This is a genomic window from Streptococcus parasanguinis (assembly GCF_047463195.1).
In the GTDB taxonomy this organism is placed as follows: domain Bacteria; phylum Bacillota; class Bacilli; order Lactobacillales; family Streptococcaceae; genus Streptococcus; species Streptococcus parasanguinis_R.
In genome coordinates, this window is sequence record NZ_JASHEI010000002.1 from 257163 (window position 1) to 275039 (window position 17877).

Genomic DNA, 17877 nt, shown 5'->3' on the forward strand with positions numbered 1-17877 from the left:
AATGTCAAAATACAATTGGGATGAGAGACACATCATTACTTTTCCTGAAGAAAAGGTGGTCCTATCGACCAAAGATTTGCATGTCTATTATGGAACGAACGAGTCCATTAAAGGCGTCGACATGCAGTTTGAAAAAAATAAAATTACAGCCTTGATCGGTCCTTCAGGATCTGGGAAATCAACCTACCTTCGTAGTTTGAACCGGATGAATGATACCATCGATATTGCGCGTGTAACGGGGGAAATTTGGTATGAAGGAATCGATGTTAATCGTCCAGATATCAATGTTTATGAAATGCGCAAGCACATTGGGATGGTTTTCCAACGGCCCAATCCTTTTGCCAAATCGATTTATAAAAACATCACCTTCCCGCATGAACGCGCTGGGGTGAAAGACAAGAAGATTTTGGACGAATTGGTCGAAACTTCTTTGAAACAGGCAGCCCTATGGGATCAGGTCAAGGATGACCTTCATAAATCAGCCCTGACTCTTTCAGGTGGTCAACAGCAACGGCTCTGTATCGCGCGGGCTATCTCTGTGAAGCCAGATATCTTACTCATGGATGAGCCTGCTTCAGCGCTTGATCCGATCGCGACAGCTCAATTAGAAGAAACCATGCTTGAGTTGAAGAAGGATTATACCATTGTCATCGTGACCCACAGCATGCAACAAGCAGCCCGTGCTAGTGATTATACCGGTTTCTTCTACCTTGGAAACCTCATCGAGTACGATAAGACTTCGAATATTTTCCAAAATGCGAAATTGCAATCGACCAACGATTATGTATCTGGTCACTTTGGATAAAGTAAAATGACAACAAAAAGGAAAATAGAATGACAGAACCAATTTTGCAAGTCAAGGACTTGTCGGTTTATTACAATAAAAAGAAGGCTCTAAATAGCGTCTCCTTGGACTTTGCTCCAAAGGAGATTACAGCCTTGATTGGTCCTTCAGGATCAGGAAAATCTACCCTTTTAAAAGCTATTAACCGTATGGGCGACCTCAACCATGAGGTCACTACCACAGGAACCATCCTCTACAATGGACATAATATCTACGGACCACGGACCGATACGGTCGAATTGCGTAAGGAAATCGGAATGGTCTTCCAACAGCCCAATCCTTTCCCAATGTCCATTTATGATAATGTGACCTATGGATTGATGATTAATGGTGTCAAGGACAAGGCTGTCTTGGATGAAGCAGTTGAAACCTCTTTGAAACGCGCGTCCATCTGGGATGAAGTCAAGGATCGCCTGCATGATTCGGCGATCGGACTTTCCGGTGGTCAGCAACAGCGGGTCTGTGTGGCGCGGGTTCTTGCGACCAGTCCAAAGATTATTCTTTTGGATGAGCCAACTTCAGCGCTGGACCCGATTTCAGCTGGTAAAATTGAAGAAACCTTGTATGGACTAAAAGACCGCTACACCATGCTCTTGGTGACACGCTCCATGCAACAAGCGAGTCGGATTTCCGATAAAACAGCCTTTTTCTTGGATGGGGATTTGATCGAGTACAATGACACCAATGAAATGTTCTTGAACCCAGCTAAGAAAGAAACAGAAGACTATGTCTCTGGTAAATTTGGATAGGAAGAAAATAAAATGTTACGAGTTCAATTTGAAGAAGATTTAGAGAAGTTGCATAACCAGTTTTATGCAATGGGAAATGAAGTGTTGAGTCAGATCAACCGTACGGTCCGCGCTTTCGTGACCCATGACCGTGAATTGGCCCGCCAAGTTATCGAAGATGACGCGGAGATCAACGACTACGAAGTGAAGTTAGAGCGCAAATCCTTTGAGATTATTGCCCTTCAACAGCCCGTTTCACAAGACCTTCGTATCGTGATGACTGTCTTAAAAGCGGTCTCCGACTTAGAGCGGATGGGTGACCACGCAGTATCAATTGCCAAGGCAACGATTCGCATGAAAGGGGAAGTCCGCATCCAATCTGTTGAGGAAGAGATCAGCAAGATGGGCCGTGAAGTCAAAGATTTTGTCGAAGCGACATTAGATGTTTACCTCAAAGGCGATGTGGATTTGGCCTATGAAGTTGCGACACGAGACGAAGTCATCAACCATTACTTCGATAGCATCCAAGAATTAGCAACAGAAGAAATTCGGAAAAATCCTGAGTCCATCGTGACCGGGAGGGATTATTTCCAAGTGATCAACTTCTTGGAACGTATCGGAGATTATGCAAAAAACATCTGTGAATGGGTGGTTTACTTCGAAACAGGTAAAATTATCGAAATGTAAGATCATAGAGTCTTTTCGATATCAGACAGGCATTCTAATGCTTGTCTTTTCTTTTATCTTGACTTTGTGATAAAATAGTTTTATTAGGGCTTTTCATTGGAAAGCAAGAAACATTTAAAGGAGGAAATTATGCAAGCAGTTGCACATTTTGTAGAAACATTCGTTCCAGAACATTACGAAGTGTTTTTGGATTTAAATCGTAAAACCAAGACCTTTAGCGGTCGTGTGGTGATCACAGGTCAAGCCAAGGCGGACAAGATCTCGCTTCACCAAAAGGATTTGACCATCGAAACAGTAGAAGTAGCAGGTCAAGCCCGTCCATTTACGGTTGATGATGACAATGAAGCAGTCTATGTTGAATTGGAAGGAACAGGTCAAGTGACAGTTACTCTGACCTATTCTGGTAAGATCACAGACAATATGACAGGGATTTACCCATCTTACTACAGCATTGATGGCGTGAAGAAGGAAGTCCTCTCTACCCAGTTTGAGAGCCATTTTGCGCGTGAAGCTTTTCCAAGTGTGGACGAGCCTGAAGCCAAAGCAACTTTCGATCTTTCTTTGAAATTTGACCAAGAAGAAGGTGAAATCGCCCTTTCAAATATGCCTGAAATCGATGTGGAAAACCGCAAAGAAACAGGAATTTGGAAGTTTGATACGACTCCACGGATGTCTTCTTACCTCCTTGCCTTTGCTGCTGGAGATCTTCAAGGAGTGACAGCTAAGACCAAGAATGGAACCCTAGTCGGTGTCTACTCTACCAAAGCTCACCCATTAGAAAACTTGGACTTCTCATTAGATATTGCCGTTCGTGCTATTGAATTCTACGAAGACTACTATGGCGTTAAGTATCCAATCCCTCAATCCCTTCATATCGCTCTTCCAGACTTCTCTTCAGGAGCGATGGAAAATTGGGGCTTGGTAACCTACCGTGAAGTTTATCTCCTTGTAGATGAAAACTCGACTGCCCAAAGCCGTCAAACAGTAGCCTTGGTGGTGGCTCACGAATTGGCTCACCAATGGTTCGGAAACCTCGTGACCATGAAATGGTGGGATGACCTCTGGTTGAATGAAAGTTTTGCCAATATGATGGAATATGTCAGCTTGGATGCTATCGAACCAAGCTGGAATATCTTCGAAGACTTCCAAACAACCGGTGTGCCTGCTGCCTTGAAACGCGATGCTACAGATGGCGTTCAATCCGTCCATGTGGAAGTCAAACACCCTGATGAGATCAACACCCTCTTTGACCCAGCAATCGTTTACGCCAAGGGTAGCCGTCTCATGCACATGCTTCGCCGTTGGTTAGGCGATGACGCCTTCCGTAAAGGCTTGAAGATCTACTTTGAAAAACACCAATACAGCAATACCATCGGTCGTGACCTTTGGGATGCTCTTGGGCAGGCTTCAGGTCGTGATGTCGCAGCCTTTATGGATTCATGGTTGGAGCAACCAGGATACCCTGTTGTCTCAGCTTCTGTGGAGAACGATACCTTGATCATCCGTCAAGAGCAGTTCTTCATCGGAGAAAGAGAAGAAAAAGGTCGCAAGTGGGTTGTTCCTTTAAATAGCAACTGGACAGGTATTCCAGATACTTTGGAAACTGAAGTCTTAGAAATTCCAAACTACAGTGCCTTGAAAGCAGCTAACAGCGGAGCTCTTCGCTTCAATACAGAAAATACAGCTCATTATATCAGTGACTACCGTGGGGAATTGTTGGAAGACATCCTTGCTGAACTTGCTAGCTTGGATAGCACTTCGAAACTACAAGTGGTTCAAGAACGCCGTCTCTTAGCGGAAAGTGGTCAAATTTCTTATGCAAGCCTTTTGCCAGTGATTGAACACTTGACAGAAGAAAGTTCCTACTTGGTTGTTTCAGCTGTTTCGAGCGTCTTAGCTGGAATCAGTCTCTTTGTGGATGAAGGAACTGAAACAGAAGCGGCCTTCCATGAGTTGTTGAAACGCCTGAACCGTTACAACTTTGAACGCTTGGGTCTAGAAGCTAAGCCTGGTGAAACAGAAGAAGACGAAAAAGTTCGTCAACTAATGATTGCTAATATGATCAAGGCCAATGATGAAGCTGCAAAAGCTCAAGCGAGCGCTATCTTTGAAGCGCATGCAGATGATTTGGAAAAACTTCCAGCGGCCATCCGCTTGCAAATCTTGGTCAACCAAATCAAGCACCAGGAAACCAAGGAGCTTAGCCGACAATACCTGGATACTTATGTTAAGACAGTTGATGGAAACTTTAAACGCCAGTTGGCGGCTGCACTTTCTTATACCAAGGATAAGGAAACTTTGGAAGCTCTATTGAAGGAGTGGAAGAACAAGGATGTGGTGAAACCTCAGGACTTGGCTATGAGCTGGTATTACAACTTCTTGCATGATGACTTTACCCAAGGTAGAACCTGGACTTGGGCGCGTGAAAACTGGGATTGGATCAAGAAAGCACTTGGTGGTGATATGAGCTTTGATAAGTTTGTCATCTACCCAGCTAACTGTTTCAAGACCCATGAACGGTTGAATGAATACAAGGCCTTCTTTGAGCCTCAATTGGATGATATGGCGATCAGTCGTAATATCAAGATGGGAATCAAAGAAATTGCTGCTCGTGTGGATTTAATCCAACGGGAAAAAGCAGCAGTAGAAGCTGCTATCCTTGCGACAAAATAGATTGAAAAAAGATGCTACAGAATTCATTCTGTAGCATCTTAGAATGTAGACAACGTCATCTTTGAAACTTTCCTTAGGTGAGCACGGACGTCAGCGAACTTCTTTGAAGTTCCATGACTTAGTTTTGAGCCCCTTCACTTTTCAATTTTTGGGCTCAGGCTAAAACAGTTCCCCGAACTGTTTTACTCTCAAAACTCCCGAGTGCCTGAAACAATTGTGTTTCAGGCATTTTTCTCACGGCGGAAAGTTTCAGTGTATATTTGATTGAGACTTAAAAAATATATTATTTTAATTTTTGGGGCATCATTTAGGTTGGTTAATGATAGTTTAACTACATCCTAATGGAGTGGGAAAGAAGTCCTCTCTTTTCAATTTTTCCACCCCCGCATAGATACAACAGTCTGGAAGAGTGTTGGAGGTTGCAGATAAAGGAAATACTGTTTGCGTCACCTCAAAGCAGTGCTATGAGCAATCAACCAATGTGTCAAACTGTTATTTCTATCTAACTTCAAAGGCTGGACAGATTTTGCCCAGCCTCTTTTTTATAAATGACCTGAATAAGACCTCAAAGGAGAAGAATCATTAGTTTACTGGACTTGGTAAGAGGATCTCCGTTCGATAATGGCCATTTTCTTTGAATCGTTTGATAGTTCCTTGGTATTCTTGTACTAGGGCATCAACGTTTCGCAAGCCCCAACCATCTCTTTGACGTGTTTTACGAGTCTCTTGTTCCTGTTCATTAAAGGTATTGTTGATCGAAATAAATAGATTTTGTTGAAAATAACGTATATTCAGAGACAATGTTCTCTCTGATTTATCAGTCAATCGAAGACAGGCTGAAATACTATTATCCAAACAATTTCCTAAAATAACAGCTAGAACATCTGGCTGAATAGATAGTTCTTGTGGGATAAAGCAGTTAATATCCAATTCAATTTCATCTTCCACATCGTGCAGTTTTTGATTCAGTAAATAATTAACCGTTGGATTTTTGGAGTAAAAGGTTTGTTTTCCTGAAATACTATCGGTTAACGATTGAAGGTACTCTCTAGCCTCATCAGGATTTTCTTCTAGAAGTGCCAAGAGGGTTAAATGTTTATTTTTTAAGTCATGCCGAAGACTTTGCAATCGTTGGTATTCTTCTTGAGACTGTTGTGTTTCTCTTAATTGGAATTGAAGTTGTTCTTTATCCAATTTATTTTGATAATAAGCGTGCTGTTGTTGAGAAAGATGCAAGGTAAAATACAGCGAGGAAAACGACAATACAATAAGAGACAAGAGTGAAATGACAGAAAGATAATCTGGTCCAAATACTTGCCCTTGAATAGCAGATACAGTAAAGGCAAAAATAATCGATAAAATCGGCACGATAAATTGATAAAGCCAATTTCTTCTAGATGTTGCCATGCTTAACTTTTGATGTGTTCGAAATAGCTGTCGAAGAACAAGAGTGATCACAGTTGAAAAAAGAAAACTGATGGCAAGGTAACCACTAATCATTCCTAAATTTTTCGATACTTTTGACAGTGGAAGAAATAGTTGGATAGCTTGATTGAGGACAGCTCCGGCTAATAATGTCAGGCTTGTTTGTAAGAATATCCAAAAGGAAGAATCACGAAAGGAGTAGCCAAAATAGAGTCCTACAAGAGAGGATTCTAAAATACTAAGAAGGAGATTGCTGACTAAAAAAACGCGACTTTCTAAAAATATAAACACAAGAGCTACATGAAAAAGCAAGCAACAACAAAGGGCTAAAAGTGTCTCTTTTGAATGTTTACTTTTGGATATTGGCCTATAAAATAAAACACTTGCCAGAAATAAGTCAAACAAGATACTAATGATCCGCAATCCTATTAGCATTAGAAATTCCTTTCACTGAGATAGTTATAGTATTTTTCTTTAAAAGAAGACTGGAACTTACGACTAATTGGAAGTGAATGCTCCTCGGTTCCATTTAGCAAAATAGTTACTGTTTTCGCATCAAAATCTTTTATATATTTGGGATTTACAATATAAGAAGCATGAATTTGAATAAAATAATCAGGTAGTTTATCTAAAATGTCTTGAGTTTTCAGTAAGGACTTATAGGTATCTGCTAGTGTGTAAATAAAAACGGAACGCTTATCTTTCTCAAAATAGGTAATGTCACTTAAAGGAATAGAGTAACTTTGTTTTCCAAATGAGAAGTTAAAGATGGTTTGTCCTAAATCTAAATAACGTAAAATTCTGTCTACTACCTTATTTAGCCTTTGAGGTTCAATTGGTTTTACTAAGTAATCAAAAGTCTGTACTTCAAATACTTGTTCCATATAATCACGATAGCTGGTCACAAAAATAATGGGGATAAAAGGATTGAACTGACGAATTTCACGTGCAAGGTCAATTCCAGAAATTTGTGGCATATCAATATCCAAAAAAACACAATGTGTATCCCTTGTTAACTGTTCTAGCATTTTTTGTGGATTTGTATATAGTTTTGTTTCTACAGGAACCTTGTCGTAAGAAAGTAAATACTGTTCTAACTGACTAGCATCTCTAGTTGAGTCATCACAAATAACGACGTTTAACATAAGTCCCCCTTATCAAATTGAGTTGGCTAATTATGACACTAAAATGGTAAATCATGACGTAAACCAAGGAAAGTCATATGTTTATTATACAATAATCTTATCAAAAATGAAGGAAGCTGGGAAAATCTTCTCAGTCTTGAGTGATGAGATGAAGACATTTGCAACACTGACTATTAGAGATTTGACAAAATCATTTGATAAGCAACATTTTGCTAATAACCATATTTCCTTAGAAATAGAAGCCGCTAAAATTACAGCTTTTTTAGGACACAATGGTGCTGGTAAGTCCACCCTCTTAAATCAAATGATTGGTTTTACCAAACCTGATAAAGGAGACGTTAGCTATGGAGACATTTCTTTTGTACAGAATCGTAAACAAGCTCGCTCAATGATGAGCTATATGTCTCAACAGTATGCACCACTTGAAAAATTAACGGTGGAACAAAACTTAGAAATGCTTGGAAGAATGAGAGGGTTAAACACCATAGATTTACAAAAAGAAATGAATCAGCTCTTAACCGAGTTGGAAATTGAGGACTATCGGGCAAAACAAGGAAAGGATCTCTCAGGTGGTTTAAAGCGTCTGACCTCTTTTGCAATGGCTTTAATCGGATCTCCGACCATCATTCTTCTTGATGAGCCGACGAACGATGTCGATCCAATACGTCGTGAAAAACAGTGGCAATTATTACAGAAGTTGGCGCATAAAGGGCATACCATTATTATTGTGACACATAACTTGTTGGAAGTTGAAAAATATGCAGACAACTATGCATTATTTAACCATGGGAAGTTAATCAAATCAGGACCAGTTCAGCAAATAACCTATCAAAAACAGTATCAAATCTCTTTTGAATTTAGGAATGCAGATAGCTTAGCTCTATTTCAAGATTATACCATTATCAATGGTTCGATTTGCCAGATTGAAATAGAAGAGAAGGAGTTAACGAGACTGCTACCAAAAATAACACAGGAATTGGATAGAAAGAATATTTTTAATCTGTCACTTGCTCAGAAAAACGTATCCATTTCAGATCTTTATAGAGAGGAGTTGACAAACTGATATGACTCAATTTTTTTACTTACTTCGTTGGAACTATCTTCGTCAAAAAGATCTATTTCTACTCTTTACGCTAGCTCAGGTTCTGTTGTCCATTTCACTTCTTTTTGGTTATCCACTAGTGATCGGTGAGATTGATACGACAGCTGCCTACTATCTCTCTTCTGGTTCAGTTCTGATAGGAATCATTTCTATTGGCTGTACTATCTCATCCCCTGTTATAGCAAATGCGAAGTCAGAAGGACATGTAGACTACGTACGAGCCCTTCCAATACCTCGAATTCTGATTTCCTTAGCAGATCTTTGGATGTGGATGATTGCTATTTTGCCTGGAGTGTTCATTTCTGTTATACTGGGCTATTTTCGTTTTTCTGTCCGCCTAAATGTATCTGTTCTGGCTGTTTTCATCCTATTTCTGATCTGTCTTACGATGATCAGTCTTGGATTTGCCATTGCTTATACTTTTTCTCCCAATATTGTCACGCTGATGTCTCAGTTGATTCTCATGATTGGTTTGATGTTTTCTCCAATCATGTACCCAGCGAGTCGTCTTCCAGATTGGGTAAACCATCTCTATCATGTTCTTCCATTTGTCCCTTCTGTCAACCTCCTACGAGCTTGTGTCTATAGTCATGGTCACGTCTCATTTTTTGACTTCACTATTCTGATCATCTGGATTTTGCTAACACAGTTACTGATCTTGAGAGTTCTTTATAAGGAAAAATAAAGGAAGGAGGGGAGATAGAAGGTTCTTCTTCGAAACAGTAATCCATTTAAAAGTAGTTTAATTGAAGAGATTTATAAATGTATCCCTACAACAAAAATCAACATCTGCGTTCAGATGTTGATTTTTTTAATATATCCTCTAAGCCCTTTGTATCTTATTTGAAATACCAGTGGTGTTTGAGGCTGGCAAAAATTGCCTTGCTGGTGATCGTGATGATGACCAGTTTGATGAGGTCAGCAAGGATAAAGGGAGCGACGACCAAAGTAAATGCTTTTTGGAGATCGGTATGCGTGACCAGCATAAAGCCGATAGCTCCTGACACAAAGAGGAGAGCACTACTGAGGAGATTGGCCAAAAAGATAGTGACAAGGCTGGATTTAGCACTCGTGAACAGAGACGTGATCCATGCTCGGAATGGGAAGAAGAGGAGGAAACCAGCAGTAGGACCAAGGAAATGCGAAGCGCCACCAGCACCGCCGGCAAATATTGGAAAACCTAAGAAGCCTAAAAGTAGGTAGAGACAGACTGTGACAAAGGCATGGCTGGGTTTATAGATGGTCCCGATGATCCCGATCATGAGTGTCTGCAGGGTCAAAGGAATTGGACCAAAGGGAATGGTGAATTGAGATAGGACGGAGATCATGGCCACTCCAATGGAGATGAGAACTAAGGGAAAGATTTTCTTCATAACAGTTAACCTCGTATTTATTTTATGGTAACTATTCTACAATAAGGGGTTCATCCTGTCAATAGCCCACGCTTGTTTTAGGATTTTTTAAGTAAAAATTTAGGCAGGCTTAAGACTCCTGAAGTATAATCGCCTTACTAAAGGATCGAGCTCCCTTTAAATTTTAAAAGACAAGTACTTGTACAAAAAGATAAAAGGTAAAAAGATGAATCAAAAAGAAACAAAACAAGTAGTCGAAACGCAAGAATCCAAAGAAAAAATGGTTGTCCTAAAACGAAGTCCTAAGTGGTGGATTGGCATAGCAGCAGTTGGTGGATTGTTGGTCGGTGCTGGAAGTGGCTTTGGTGTCGGAGTCATCGCTTCTCAATCTTCCAATAACCAACAATTTTCTCAACCGGTCCAAACGGGTCAGAACCAAGGATCCAATCAGCAACAAAATAGTCAAAATGGCCATGCTTCACAAGGAAACCAGCAAAATGGTGGCCCACAGGATGGCGGTCCTCAAGGCGGTGGTCCACAAGGTGGTGGCCAAGGACAAGGCGGCCCACAAGGTGGCGGACCTGGTCAGATGCCACAGGAAGGCAATGGTGGCCCAAAAGGGAATGGTCCAGATAACGGCATGAACCAATCTGGCGGACAAGAAGGGAACCAGGATTCCTCTAAAAAGTCCAATAAGAAGAATTCAAAAAATAAAAACAAGACGAGTGATAGTCAAAGTAACAAAGAAAACACGACAAATTCATAGAATAAGCCTTCCTCAGGCAGGCTGAATTTGATCATAAAACCAGGTTCTAAAGTATAGGAAATGAAGGCAAGTCGTGTTATAATGGTTAAGAATAGATTAGAAAGACTCGCTCACGAAAGAGAAGAGGATACGACAATGATTAAAATTCTATTGGTCGAAGATGACCTTGGTTTATCAAATTCAGTATTTGATTTTTTAGATGATTTTGCGGACGTCATGCAGGTCTTTGACGGAGAAGAAGGTCTTTATGAAGCAGAAAGCGGGATCTATGATTTGATTTTGCTGGACTTGATGCTTCCTGAAAAAGACGGTTTCCATGTCTTGAAAGAATTACGTGAAAAAGGCGTGACAACCCCTGTTTTGATCATGACAGCCAAAGAAAGTCTGGATGACAAAGGGCACGGATTTGAGCTAGGGGCAGACGATTACCTCACCAAGCCTTTCTACCTAGAAGAGCTTAAGATGCGGATTCAAGCTCTCTTGAAGCGCTCAGGAAAGGTCAATGAAAATACCCTCAATTATGGCAATTTGAAGGTCAATTTATCTACCAATTCGACTTATGTGGATGGGAAAGAAGTGGAACTTCTTGGGAAGGAATTTGATCTTTTGGTCTATTTCCTTCAAAACCAAAATGTCATCCTTCCAAAGACCCAGATCTTCGATCGTCTCTGGGGCTTTGATAGTGACACAACCATCTCAGTGGTTGAAGTCTATGTTTCAAAAATCCGTAAGAAATTAAAAGGTACTGATTTCGTTGAGAACTTGCAAACATTGCGCAGTGTGGGGTATATCTTAAAAGATGCTAACCAGAATTAAGAAAACCGTCGGGGAAGATGATTTTTCCTACTTCATCCGATATTTTGGGCTCTTTACTTTGATATTCTCAGCCATGACCCTGATTATCATCCAGGTCATGCGCTCGAGTCTCTATACAACGGTCGATGAAAACCTCAAGACTCTCAGTCAGGATCCCTACTCACTTGTAGCGATTGCTTATCGAGACCAGCGACAGTCAAATACCAAAGGAGATGATAATGATCATGAGATGATGATCCCAGATCATGATAAATCAGAACCTAAAGGGGATGTCACATCCAATACCACTGTTGTTTTGCTCAATAAAAAATATGAAAACTTGACAACCGGTAATGGGTTTTTAAACTTCAAAACGGTGACGTTTGGTCGAAAGCTCCTCAACAAGGTTTCCCAGCTTCAAATTACAAATAGCTATGGGAAAAAAGAAAGTTACCGGGCCTATATGGCAGAGTTGAGTTTATCTGATGATGAAAGTGATAGTGACATCAAGTATGCGGTTGTCATGACCAATATCAGTCAGCTAGAGCAGACCAGTGAAGAGCACGAAAGTCAAATCGCCCTCATCATGATCTGCTTCTGGGGAATCTCCTTATTCGCTAGTCTCTTCTTAGCACGTCTCAGCGTCAAGCCCCTTCTTGAGAGTATGCAAAAGCAAAAGGCTTTCGTGGAAAATGCTTCCCATGAGTTGCGGACGCCTTTAGCAGTTCTACAAAATCGCCTTGAAACGCTTTTTAGAAAGCCTGAAGCGACCATTATGGAATCGAGTGAGAATATTGCATCCAGCTTGGATGAAGTTCGAAATATGAAGCTCTTGACCACCAACCTTCTTAACATTGCCCGAAGAGATGACGGCTTGAAACCAGAGATGGAAGATATCGAACCAAGCTTTTTCGATCAGACCTTCTCGAATTTTGAGATCATTGCGGAAGAAAATGGTAAACTCTTCCGAGGAGACAATCAGGTGGACAAAGTCATTTGTTCTGACAAGACACTCCTCAAGCAATTGATGACGATTCTCTATGACAATGCCTTGAAATATACCGATGAAGATGGTGAGATCCAGTTTGAAGTCCAGTTGAAGGACAAAAATCTTCTTTTGAGGGTGCTGGATAATGGTCCAGGGATTCGAGATGAGGACAAGAAACGGATCTTTGATCGTTTTTACCGGGTCGACAAGGCCAGAACCCGTCAAAAAGGTGGATTTGGTTTGGGCTTATCCCTCGCTAAGCAGATCGTAGAAGCCTTTAAAGGGACTATTCAAGTCAAAGATAATAAACCAAAAGGGACTATCTTTGAAGTGAAATTATCCATTAAGACGGAAAGTCGTAAAAAAAATCGTTCATAATCTTTAAAAGATAGAAAAGAGGAAAACCTATGAGTTCAAAAATGTTGCACACTTGCCTTCGTGTGGAAAACTTAGAAAAATCAATCGCTTTTTACCAAGATGCTTTTGGTTTTGAAGAAAAACGTCGGAAAGATTTCCCAGACTACAAGTTCACGATTGTTTATTTGGCCTTGCCTGGAGATGACTATGAGTTGGAATTGACTTACAATTATGATCATGGTCCATATGTCATCGGAGATGGCTATGCTCACGTTGCTTTGAGTACTCCTGATTTGGAAGGTTTGAATGCGGAACACAAGGCTAAAGGCTATGAAGTGACGGAACCAAAAGGTCTTCCAGGAACGAAACCGAATTATTATTTCGTTGTAGATCCGGATGGATATAAAGTAGAAGTCATTCGCGAAAAATAAGATTGATTAAAAATTAGGGGCTGGGACAAAAGTCCTAGCCTCTCAATTATTTTTGGATTGTCGAGCAAGACGCAGTGGTTGAGTGGGCTCTACTACGCTGATTTCATCAGCTTTTACAGCCCTACTCAACTGTGCGGAGGTGGGACGACGAAATCGAATTCTAACGAATTACCGATTTCTGTCCCACTCTCTCTTTTTTATGAAACCATTTACAAAAAAGGAATGTTTTTTCGAGAGAAATTTGCTATAATAAAGTTATGAGATTAAAACACACGAAAACTATTTTATTAATCATTACAAATCTCCTTTTACTGATTCTTTTGTATATCGGCTATCAAAAGATTCAAAGGGTTCGTGAACAAAAAGCCTATCAGGATCAGTTTGCTAAGGTTACCCAACTTGAGAAAAGCTCTGAAAAAGGGAAAGATGTTCAAGTTCAGGAAGGGATTTTAGGAACTTCTTATGTGACGGCTTATTATCCTACTAAGGATGGACAGCCTGTTGAGATTGTGAAAGAGAAGATCCAAGAAGACCTTCAGCGTCTAGGATCCGATGAAAAAACCAAAGAACCAAAGCATTTGACCTTCTACCATAGTGAAGAAGCAGAAGCGCCTTTTGTCGGCTATCACCCTATCCAAATCAAACGGGCGGAGTACCAGTACAAAAAAGGGAAATTCATCAAAGATGAGACGGTGAAGTTGCCCCTCTTTTACTTGGATGATGAGAACAATCCTCTGACCCTGAGCCAAGTTTTTGCGGATCCAGATGGAGCTAAGCAGATCTTTTTGGAGGAATTACGGGGGAATCTAGCCTTTCGTCAGCTGGATGAGGAGAGCATTGATCAAATGGTTGCCCACTTCTCAGAGTTGGATTTGAGCCAATGGGAATTCCAATATGAAAAAGGAAATTTCACCATTCCATTTCCAACCAAGGTTAAGGGAGATGATACCTTCACTGTTCCCTTGTCTAAATTCTATGACGTGATTGATACAGAGCGCTTGCTTCCTGATGATCTAGCTTCTTACGAATCCTATATTGAAGAACGCCACCGTAAGATGATTGCTTTGACCTTTGATGATGGACCAGATCCAACCACGACTCCTCAGGCGCTTTCTATCTTAAAGAAATACAATGCCAAAGCTACCTTCTTTATGGTCGGAAAAAATGTCAGTGCGAATCCGGATATTGCTAAGCAAGTCCGCAAAGAAGGTCATCAAATTGGGAACCATACCTGGGATCACCCTCAATTGCCAAAATTGAGCTTGGATAATGCCAAAAAAGAGATCTTGGATACCCAAGAAGCTATTCAAAAAGCGACAGGTGTGCAGACCAAGATTACCCGTCCTCCGTATGGAGCCATCAATAGTGCCATCCAATACGGTGTCGACCAATCTTTCATCATGTGGGATGTGGATAGCCTAGATTGGAAGACACACAATACGACGGCCATTCTCAATGAAGTGAAAAAAGAAGTCAAACCGGGTTCGATTATCCTCATGCATGATATCCATCAAACCACGATTGACGCTCTACCGACCGTCCTTGACTACCTCAAATCACAAGGCTATACTTTTGTAACGGTGGATGAATTGTTGGATTATCAACTTGAAAGCCATCGCATCTATTACAATGGAAATTAACGTAAAAATCCTCTGCAGTTCATTCACTAGCAGAGGATTTTCTTATTCATTTAAAAAGAGTTCTGAATTTTTTAAAACCAGTTCACGTACAGAAGCGTATTTTTTTATGGATTTGAGTTCTTCTGGGTGGGTGATAAAGGTAATCACATAGCCATCATGCCCCATTCGTCCTGTACGACCGGCACGGTGGGTATAGGTCTCTACATCACGAGGAATATCGAAGTTAATCACACACTCAAGATGTTCAATATCGATGCCACGAGCGACCAAATCGGTGGCCAGCAAGAGGGTCAGCTGATGGTCTTTGAAGCGCTCCAGAATGACCTTGCGGTATTTGACATTGACATCACTGGCGAGCGATACGGCCTCAACACCACGGTATTGTAGTTTTTCTTCAGCACTACCCAGATCAGACAGGCTATTGAAAAAAGCCAGACCACGAAAATCTTCGACGTAGGCGAGTTTGCGGAGCAATTCGACCTTGTCCCGCTTATCCACTTGCATATAAAAATGTTGGATATTGTCCAAAGAAACTCCATTAACCGTAACGCGAAGAGTATTTTCCTCTAGCTGGTCTGGATCGACCTTAGCTGTGGCGCTCATGTAGACATATTGGTGTTCACGGGGAGCATAGTGGCTGATCTTGTCGATGAAGTGGTACTGAGAATCGCTCAGTAATTGGTCGAATTCATCTAAAATGATGGTTTCTACATTCATCATTTTGATCTTTTTCAGCTTGATCAGCTCAAAGATCCGACCAGGCGTCCCAACCAGGATTTCGGGTCCTTTTTTGAGGCGTTCGATTTGCCGTTTTTGACTAGATCCTGAAAGGAAGAGTTGTGTCTGGAGACCGAGAGGCTCTGCCCATTGTTTGGTGACATCAAAAATTTGTCCTGCTAACTCTGTATTAGGAGCCAAAATCAAGAGTTGTTGGGCCTTCTTCGGTTTGAGTTTGAGCAAGCTCGGAAAGAGGTAGGCGAGTGTCTTACCAGTACCGGTAGGACTGATGCCGAGGACATTTTCTCCTTCATAGATAGGGGAGAAGATCTGTTCCTGAATTTCAGTGAATGCATCAAATCCGAGTGTTTCTAACTGGTCTTTCCAGCTTTGTGGAAATTGTTCTTTCATTCTTTTTCATCCTTAAATTGTATTCCAGCGCTTTGACGCATCTGGTAGAGGGTTTCATGGACCTGCTCACCTGTTTGTAACCATTCAAGATAAGCAGCTGGCTTTTGATGAGCGATGGCAAGGGCAAAGGCTTCCGCCTCTTCTTGCATTTGGTGTGGGCAGGGCTGGACCGGAAGGTCGATGACTTCCCCAGAATGGCTGACGAAGCGAGCCTGGTTGATGGCTGCTACAGCATTGAGAGTCAGCGTTCCAGTCTTGGTGTAGATTTCAGCAGGTAGATGGCTGGTGATATTTTTCCCTGCCTGAATGGCAACCTGAAACTCTGGATAAATCAAGACACCTTGACCATAGAGATCAACCGAATTGGGTAATTGCTGAGCGCAATAGTGACTGGAGATCGGTTTTCCAAAGAAGCCAATGGCCAAGTAGAGGCAGTAGACTCCCAGATCCATCAAGGCTCCCCCTGCATAGACATCTGAGAAAATATTGGGCATCTCACCCGCAAGAAGGGCCGGCAATTTAGAAGAATATTTGGCAAAGGTGAAGTTGGCGCCCAGTATTTCCTGATTAGAGAGGAAGTCTTTAACTACTTGAAAGGCCGCTTCTTGGTAATTTCTGGCAGCTTCAAAGAGATAGACCTGGTGCTCCTTAGCGAGCTTGACCAGTTCCTTCCATTCAGAAGGGGTGGTCACAGCGGGTTTTTCAATGATGACATGCTTCTTGGCCAGAATAGCAAGCTTGGCCTGAGCGAAGTGAAGAGAATTAGGGCTAGCAATGTAGACCACATCCAGCTCACTGTCTAAGAAGTCGATGATATCCATGTAGCAAGAGATCTCCCCATAAGGCTCACAAAACTCTTGAGCTGTCTTCATCTTTCTCGAATACACAGCCTGCAAGTGATAGTGGCCCGTCTGATGAGCAGCTTTAATAAATTCATGTGAAATCCAACTCGTACCAATAATTCCCAGCTTTAACATAAGGTGTCCTTCCGTCATCGATTCACTCTATTATACCATGAAAAGGGGGAGGGGACAGTATAAAGTAGAAAATATGCACTGATTATTGTATAATGAAGTGATATGCTTAGAAGGGAAAACAATAGGATTGAGAAATTCAGAATTATTGATCATTATTCCTGCTTATAATGAGAGTGGAAATATTGAAAAAACAATCAAGATGATTGAAGAACATACACCTGAATTTGATTATGTCATTATCAATGATTGTTCTACAGATCATACACTTGAAATTTGTCGCAATAACAACTTTAATGTTATCGATTTACCGATTAATTTAGGAATTGGTGGTGCTGTCCAAACTGGTTATCAATATGCAGTTAAAAATGGCTATCAATATGCTGTTCAAGTGGATGGAGATGGTCAGCATAATCCTGAATTTATCAGAAAGATGCTTCAAGTCCTTCAAGAGAAGAATGTGAACATGGTGATTGGCTCTCGTTTTATTGAAAATCAAGGTTTCCAATCCTCTTTCGCACGACGGATTGGAATTTCATTTTTTGAAAAATTAATTAAGATTTTAACCGGTCAAAAGGTAACAGATCCTACATCAGGATTGCGGGTGGCTGATCGAAAAGTGATTGAAGAATTTGCTAAACAATACCCAAGTGATTATCCAGAACCAGAAACGATTGTGTCCCTCTTAACCTCAGGCTATTCCGTTGCAGAAGTACCGGTCTTGATGAACGAGCGAGAACACGGAGAATCATCGATTACATTCAGTAAGTCTGTTTACTATATGATCAAAGTGACAATGGCAATGCTATTGGCTAGAATTGGTGGAGGATATAAGAAATAAC

Annotated in this window: 17 protein-coding genes; 12 read left to right on the plus strand and 5 right to left on the minus strand. The window is 41.1% G+C overall.

Annotation, left to right across the window (positions count from 1 at the left end):
- Position 1: 1 nt before the first annotated feature.
- From pstB (QM870_RS02800) to QM870_RS02815, 4 genes are all read left to right on the plus strand, one after another.
- On the plus strand, positions 2–805 hold the full coding sequence (gene pstB / locus QM870_RS02800) for a phosphate ABC transporter ATP-binding protein PstB (RefSeq protein ID WP_003006600.1): 804 nt from the start codon (positions 2–4) through the stop codon (positions 803–805).
- A gap of 29 nt (positions 806–834) precedes the next feature.
- The gene (gene pstB, locus QM870_RS02805) at positions 835–1593 is read left to right on the plus strand and encodes a phosphate ABC transporter ATP-binding protein PstB (RefSeq protein ID WP_003003393.1); all 759 of its coding nucleotides are present in this window, start codon (positions 835–837) and stop codon (positions 1591–1593) included.
- 12 nt (positions 1594–1605) lie between these two features.
- The gene (gene phoU / locus QM870_RS02810) at positions 1606–2259 is read left to right on the plus strand and encodes a phosphate signaling complex protein PhoU (RefSeq protein ID WP_021152974.1); all 654 of its coding nucleotides are present in this window, start codon (positions 1606–1608) and stop codon (positions 2257–2259) included.
- Positions 2260–2388: 129 nt separating this feature from the next.
- The gene (locus QM870_RS02815) at positions 2389–4932 is read left to right on the plus strand and encodes a M1 family metallopeptidase (protein WP_414368517.1); all 2544 of its coding nucleotides are present in this window, start codon (positions 2389–2391) and stop codon (positions 4930–4932) included.
- 582 nt (positions 4933–5514) lie between these two features.
- On the opposite strand, the gene QM870_RS02820 is transcribed toward QM870_RS02815, so the two are convergent.
- Positions 5515–6792 carry a sensor histidine kinase gene (locus QM870_RS02820; RefSeq protein ID WP_414368519.1) on the minus strand — a complete coding sequence of 426 codons (1278 nt, stop codon included), beginning with the start codon at positions 6790–6792 and terminating at the stop codon, positions 5515–5517.
- Positions 6792–7502 carry a LytR/AlgR family response regulator transcription factor gene (locus tag QM870_RS02825; protein ID WP_414368521.1) on the minus strand — a complete coding sequence of 237 codons (711 nt, stop codon included), beginning with the start codon at positions 7500–7502 and terminating at the stop codon, positions 6792–6794. The genes QM870_RS02820 and QM870_RS02825 overlap by 1 nt, the downstream gene beginning before the upstream one ends.
- 106 nt (positions 7503–7608) lie before the next feature.
- Here QM870_RS02825 and QM870_RS02830 point away from each other — a divergent pair, with 106 nt between their 5' ends.
- Both QM870_RS02830 and QM870_RS02835 read left to right on the plus strand, forming a co-directional pair.
- Positions 7609–8565 (plus strand): ABC transporter ATP-binding protein, encoded by a 957-nt coding sequence (locus QM870_RS02830; RefSeq protein ID WP_070595199.1) that lies wholly within the window; start codon positions 7609–7611, stop codon positions 8563–8565.
- A 1-nt stretch (position 8566) separates the two neighbouring features.
- Positions 8567–9289, plus strand: coding sequence for an ABC transporter permease (locus QM870_RS02835; RefSeq protein ID WP_070595201.1), 723 nt, complete (start codon positions 8567–8569; stop codon positions 9287–9289).
- 154 nt (positions 9290–9443) lie between these two features.
- On the opposite strand, the gene QM870_RS02840 is transcribed toward QM870_RS02835, so the two are convergent.
- Positions 9444–9977 (minus strand): biotin transporter BioY, encoded by a 534-nt coding sequence (locus tag QM870_RS02840; protein ID WP_118228284.1) that lies wholly within the window; start codon positions 9975–9977, stop codon positions 9444–9446.
- 205 nt (positions 9978–10182) lie between these two features.
- Here QM870_RS02840 and QM870_RS02845 point away from each other — a divergent pair, with 205 nt between their 5' ends.
- The 5 genes from QM870_RS02845 (at position 10183) to QM870_RS02865 (ending at position 14933) form a co-directional block, all read left to right on the plus strand.
- Positions 10183–10722: a hypothetical protein gene (locus tag QM870_RS02845; RefSeq protein ID WP_414368523.1), complete on the plus strand. Its 540-nt coding sequence runs from the start codon at positions 10183–10185 to the stop codon at positions 10720–10722.
- Between the two features lie 135 nt (positions 10723–10857).
- On the plus strand, positions 10858–11538 hold the full coding sequence (locus QM870_RS02850) for a response regulator transcription factor (RefSeq protein WP_021152983.1): 681 nt from the start codon (positions 10858–10860) through the stop codon (positions 11536–11538).
- Complete coding sequence (locus tag QM870_RS02855) at positions 11522–12883, plus strand: sensor histidine kinase (RefSeq protein WP_125826265.1); 1362 nt, start codon at positions 11522–11524, stop codon at positions 12881–12883. The genes QM870_RS02850 and QM870_RS02855 overlap by 17 nt, the downstream gene beginning before the upstream one ends.
- 29 nt (positions 12884–12912) lie before the next feature.
- Positions 12913–13293 carry a lactoylglutathione lyase gene (gene gloA, locus QM870_RS02860; RefSeq protein ID WP_003003384.1) on the plus strand — a complete coding sequence of 127 codons (381 nt, stop codon included), beginning with the start codon at positions 12913–12915 and terminating at the stop codon, positions 13291–13293.
- A gap of 257 nt (positions 13294–13550) precedes the next feature.
- Positions 13551–14933, plus strand: coding sequence for a polysaccharide deacetylase family protein (locus QM870_RS02865; RefSeq protein ID WP_414368526.1), 1383 nt, complete (start codon positions 13551–13553; stop codon positions 14931–14933).
- Between the two features lie 42 nt (positions 14934–14975).
- On the opposite strand, the gene QM870_RS02870 is transcribed toward QM870_RS02865, so the two are convergent.
- Together QM870_RS02870 and QM870_RS02875 are read right to left on the minus strand one after the other, a co-directional pair.
- Positions 14976–16061, minus strand: a complete 1086-nt coding sequence (locus QM870_RS02870; protein ID WP_414368528.1) for a DEAD/DEAH box helicase — start codon at positions 16059–16061, stop codon at positions 14976–14978.
- On the minus strand, positions 16058–17038 hold the full coding sequence (locus QM870_RS02875; RefSeq protein ID WP_414368530.1) for a Gfo/Idh/MocA family protein: 981 nt from the start codon (positions 17036–17038) through the stop codon (positions 16058–16060). The genes QM870_RS02870 and QM870_RS02875 overlap by 4 nt, the downstream gene beginning before the upstream one ends.
- Before the next feature lie 127 nt (positions 17039–17165).
- Between QM870_RS02875 and QM870_RS02880 the strand changes: the two genes are divergently transcribed.
- A complete protein-coding gene (locus QM870_RS02880) occupies positions 17166–17876 on the plus strand; it encodes a glycosyltransferase family 2 protein (RefSeq protein WP_049472007.1) in 711 nt (236 codons plus the stop codon).
- The last annotated feature ends 1 nt before the right edge of the window (position 17877 follow it).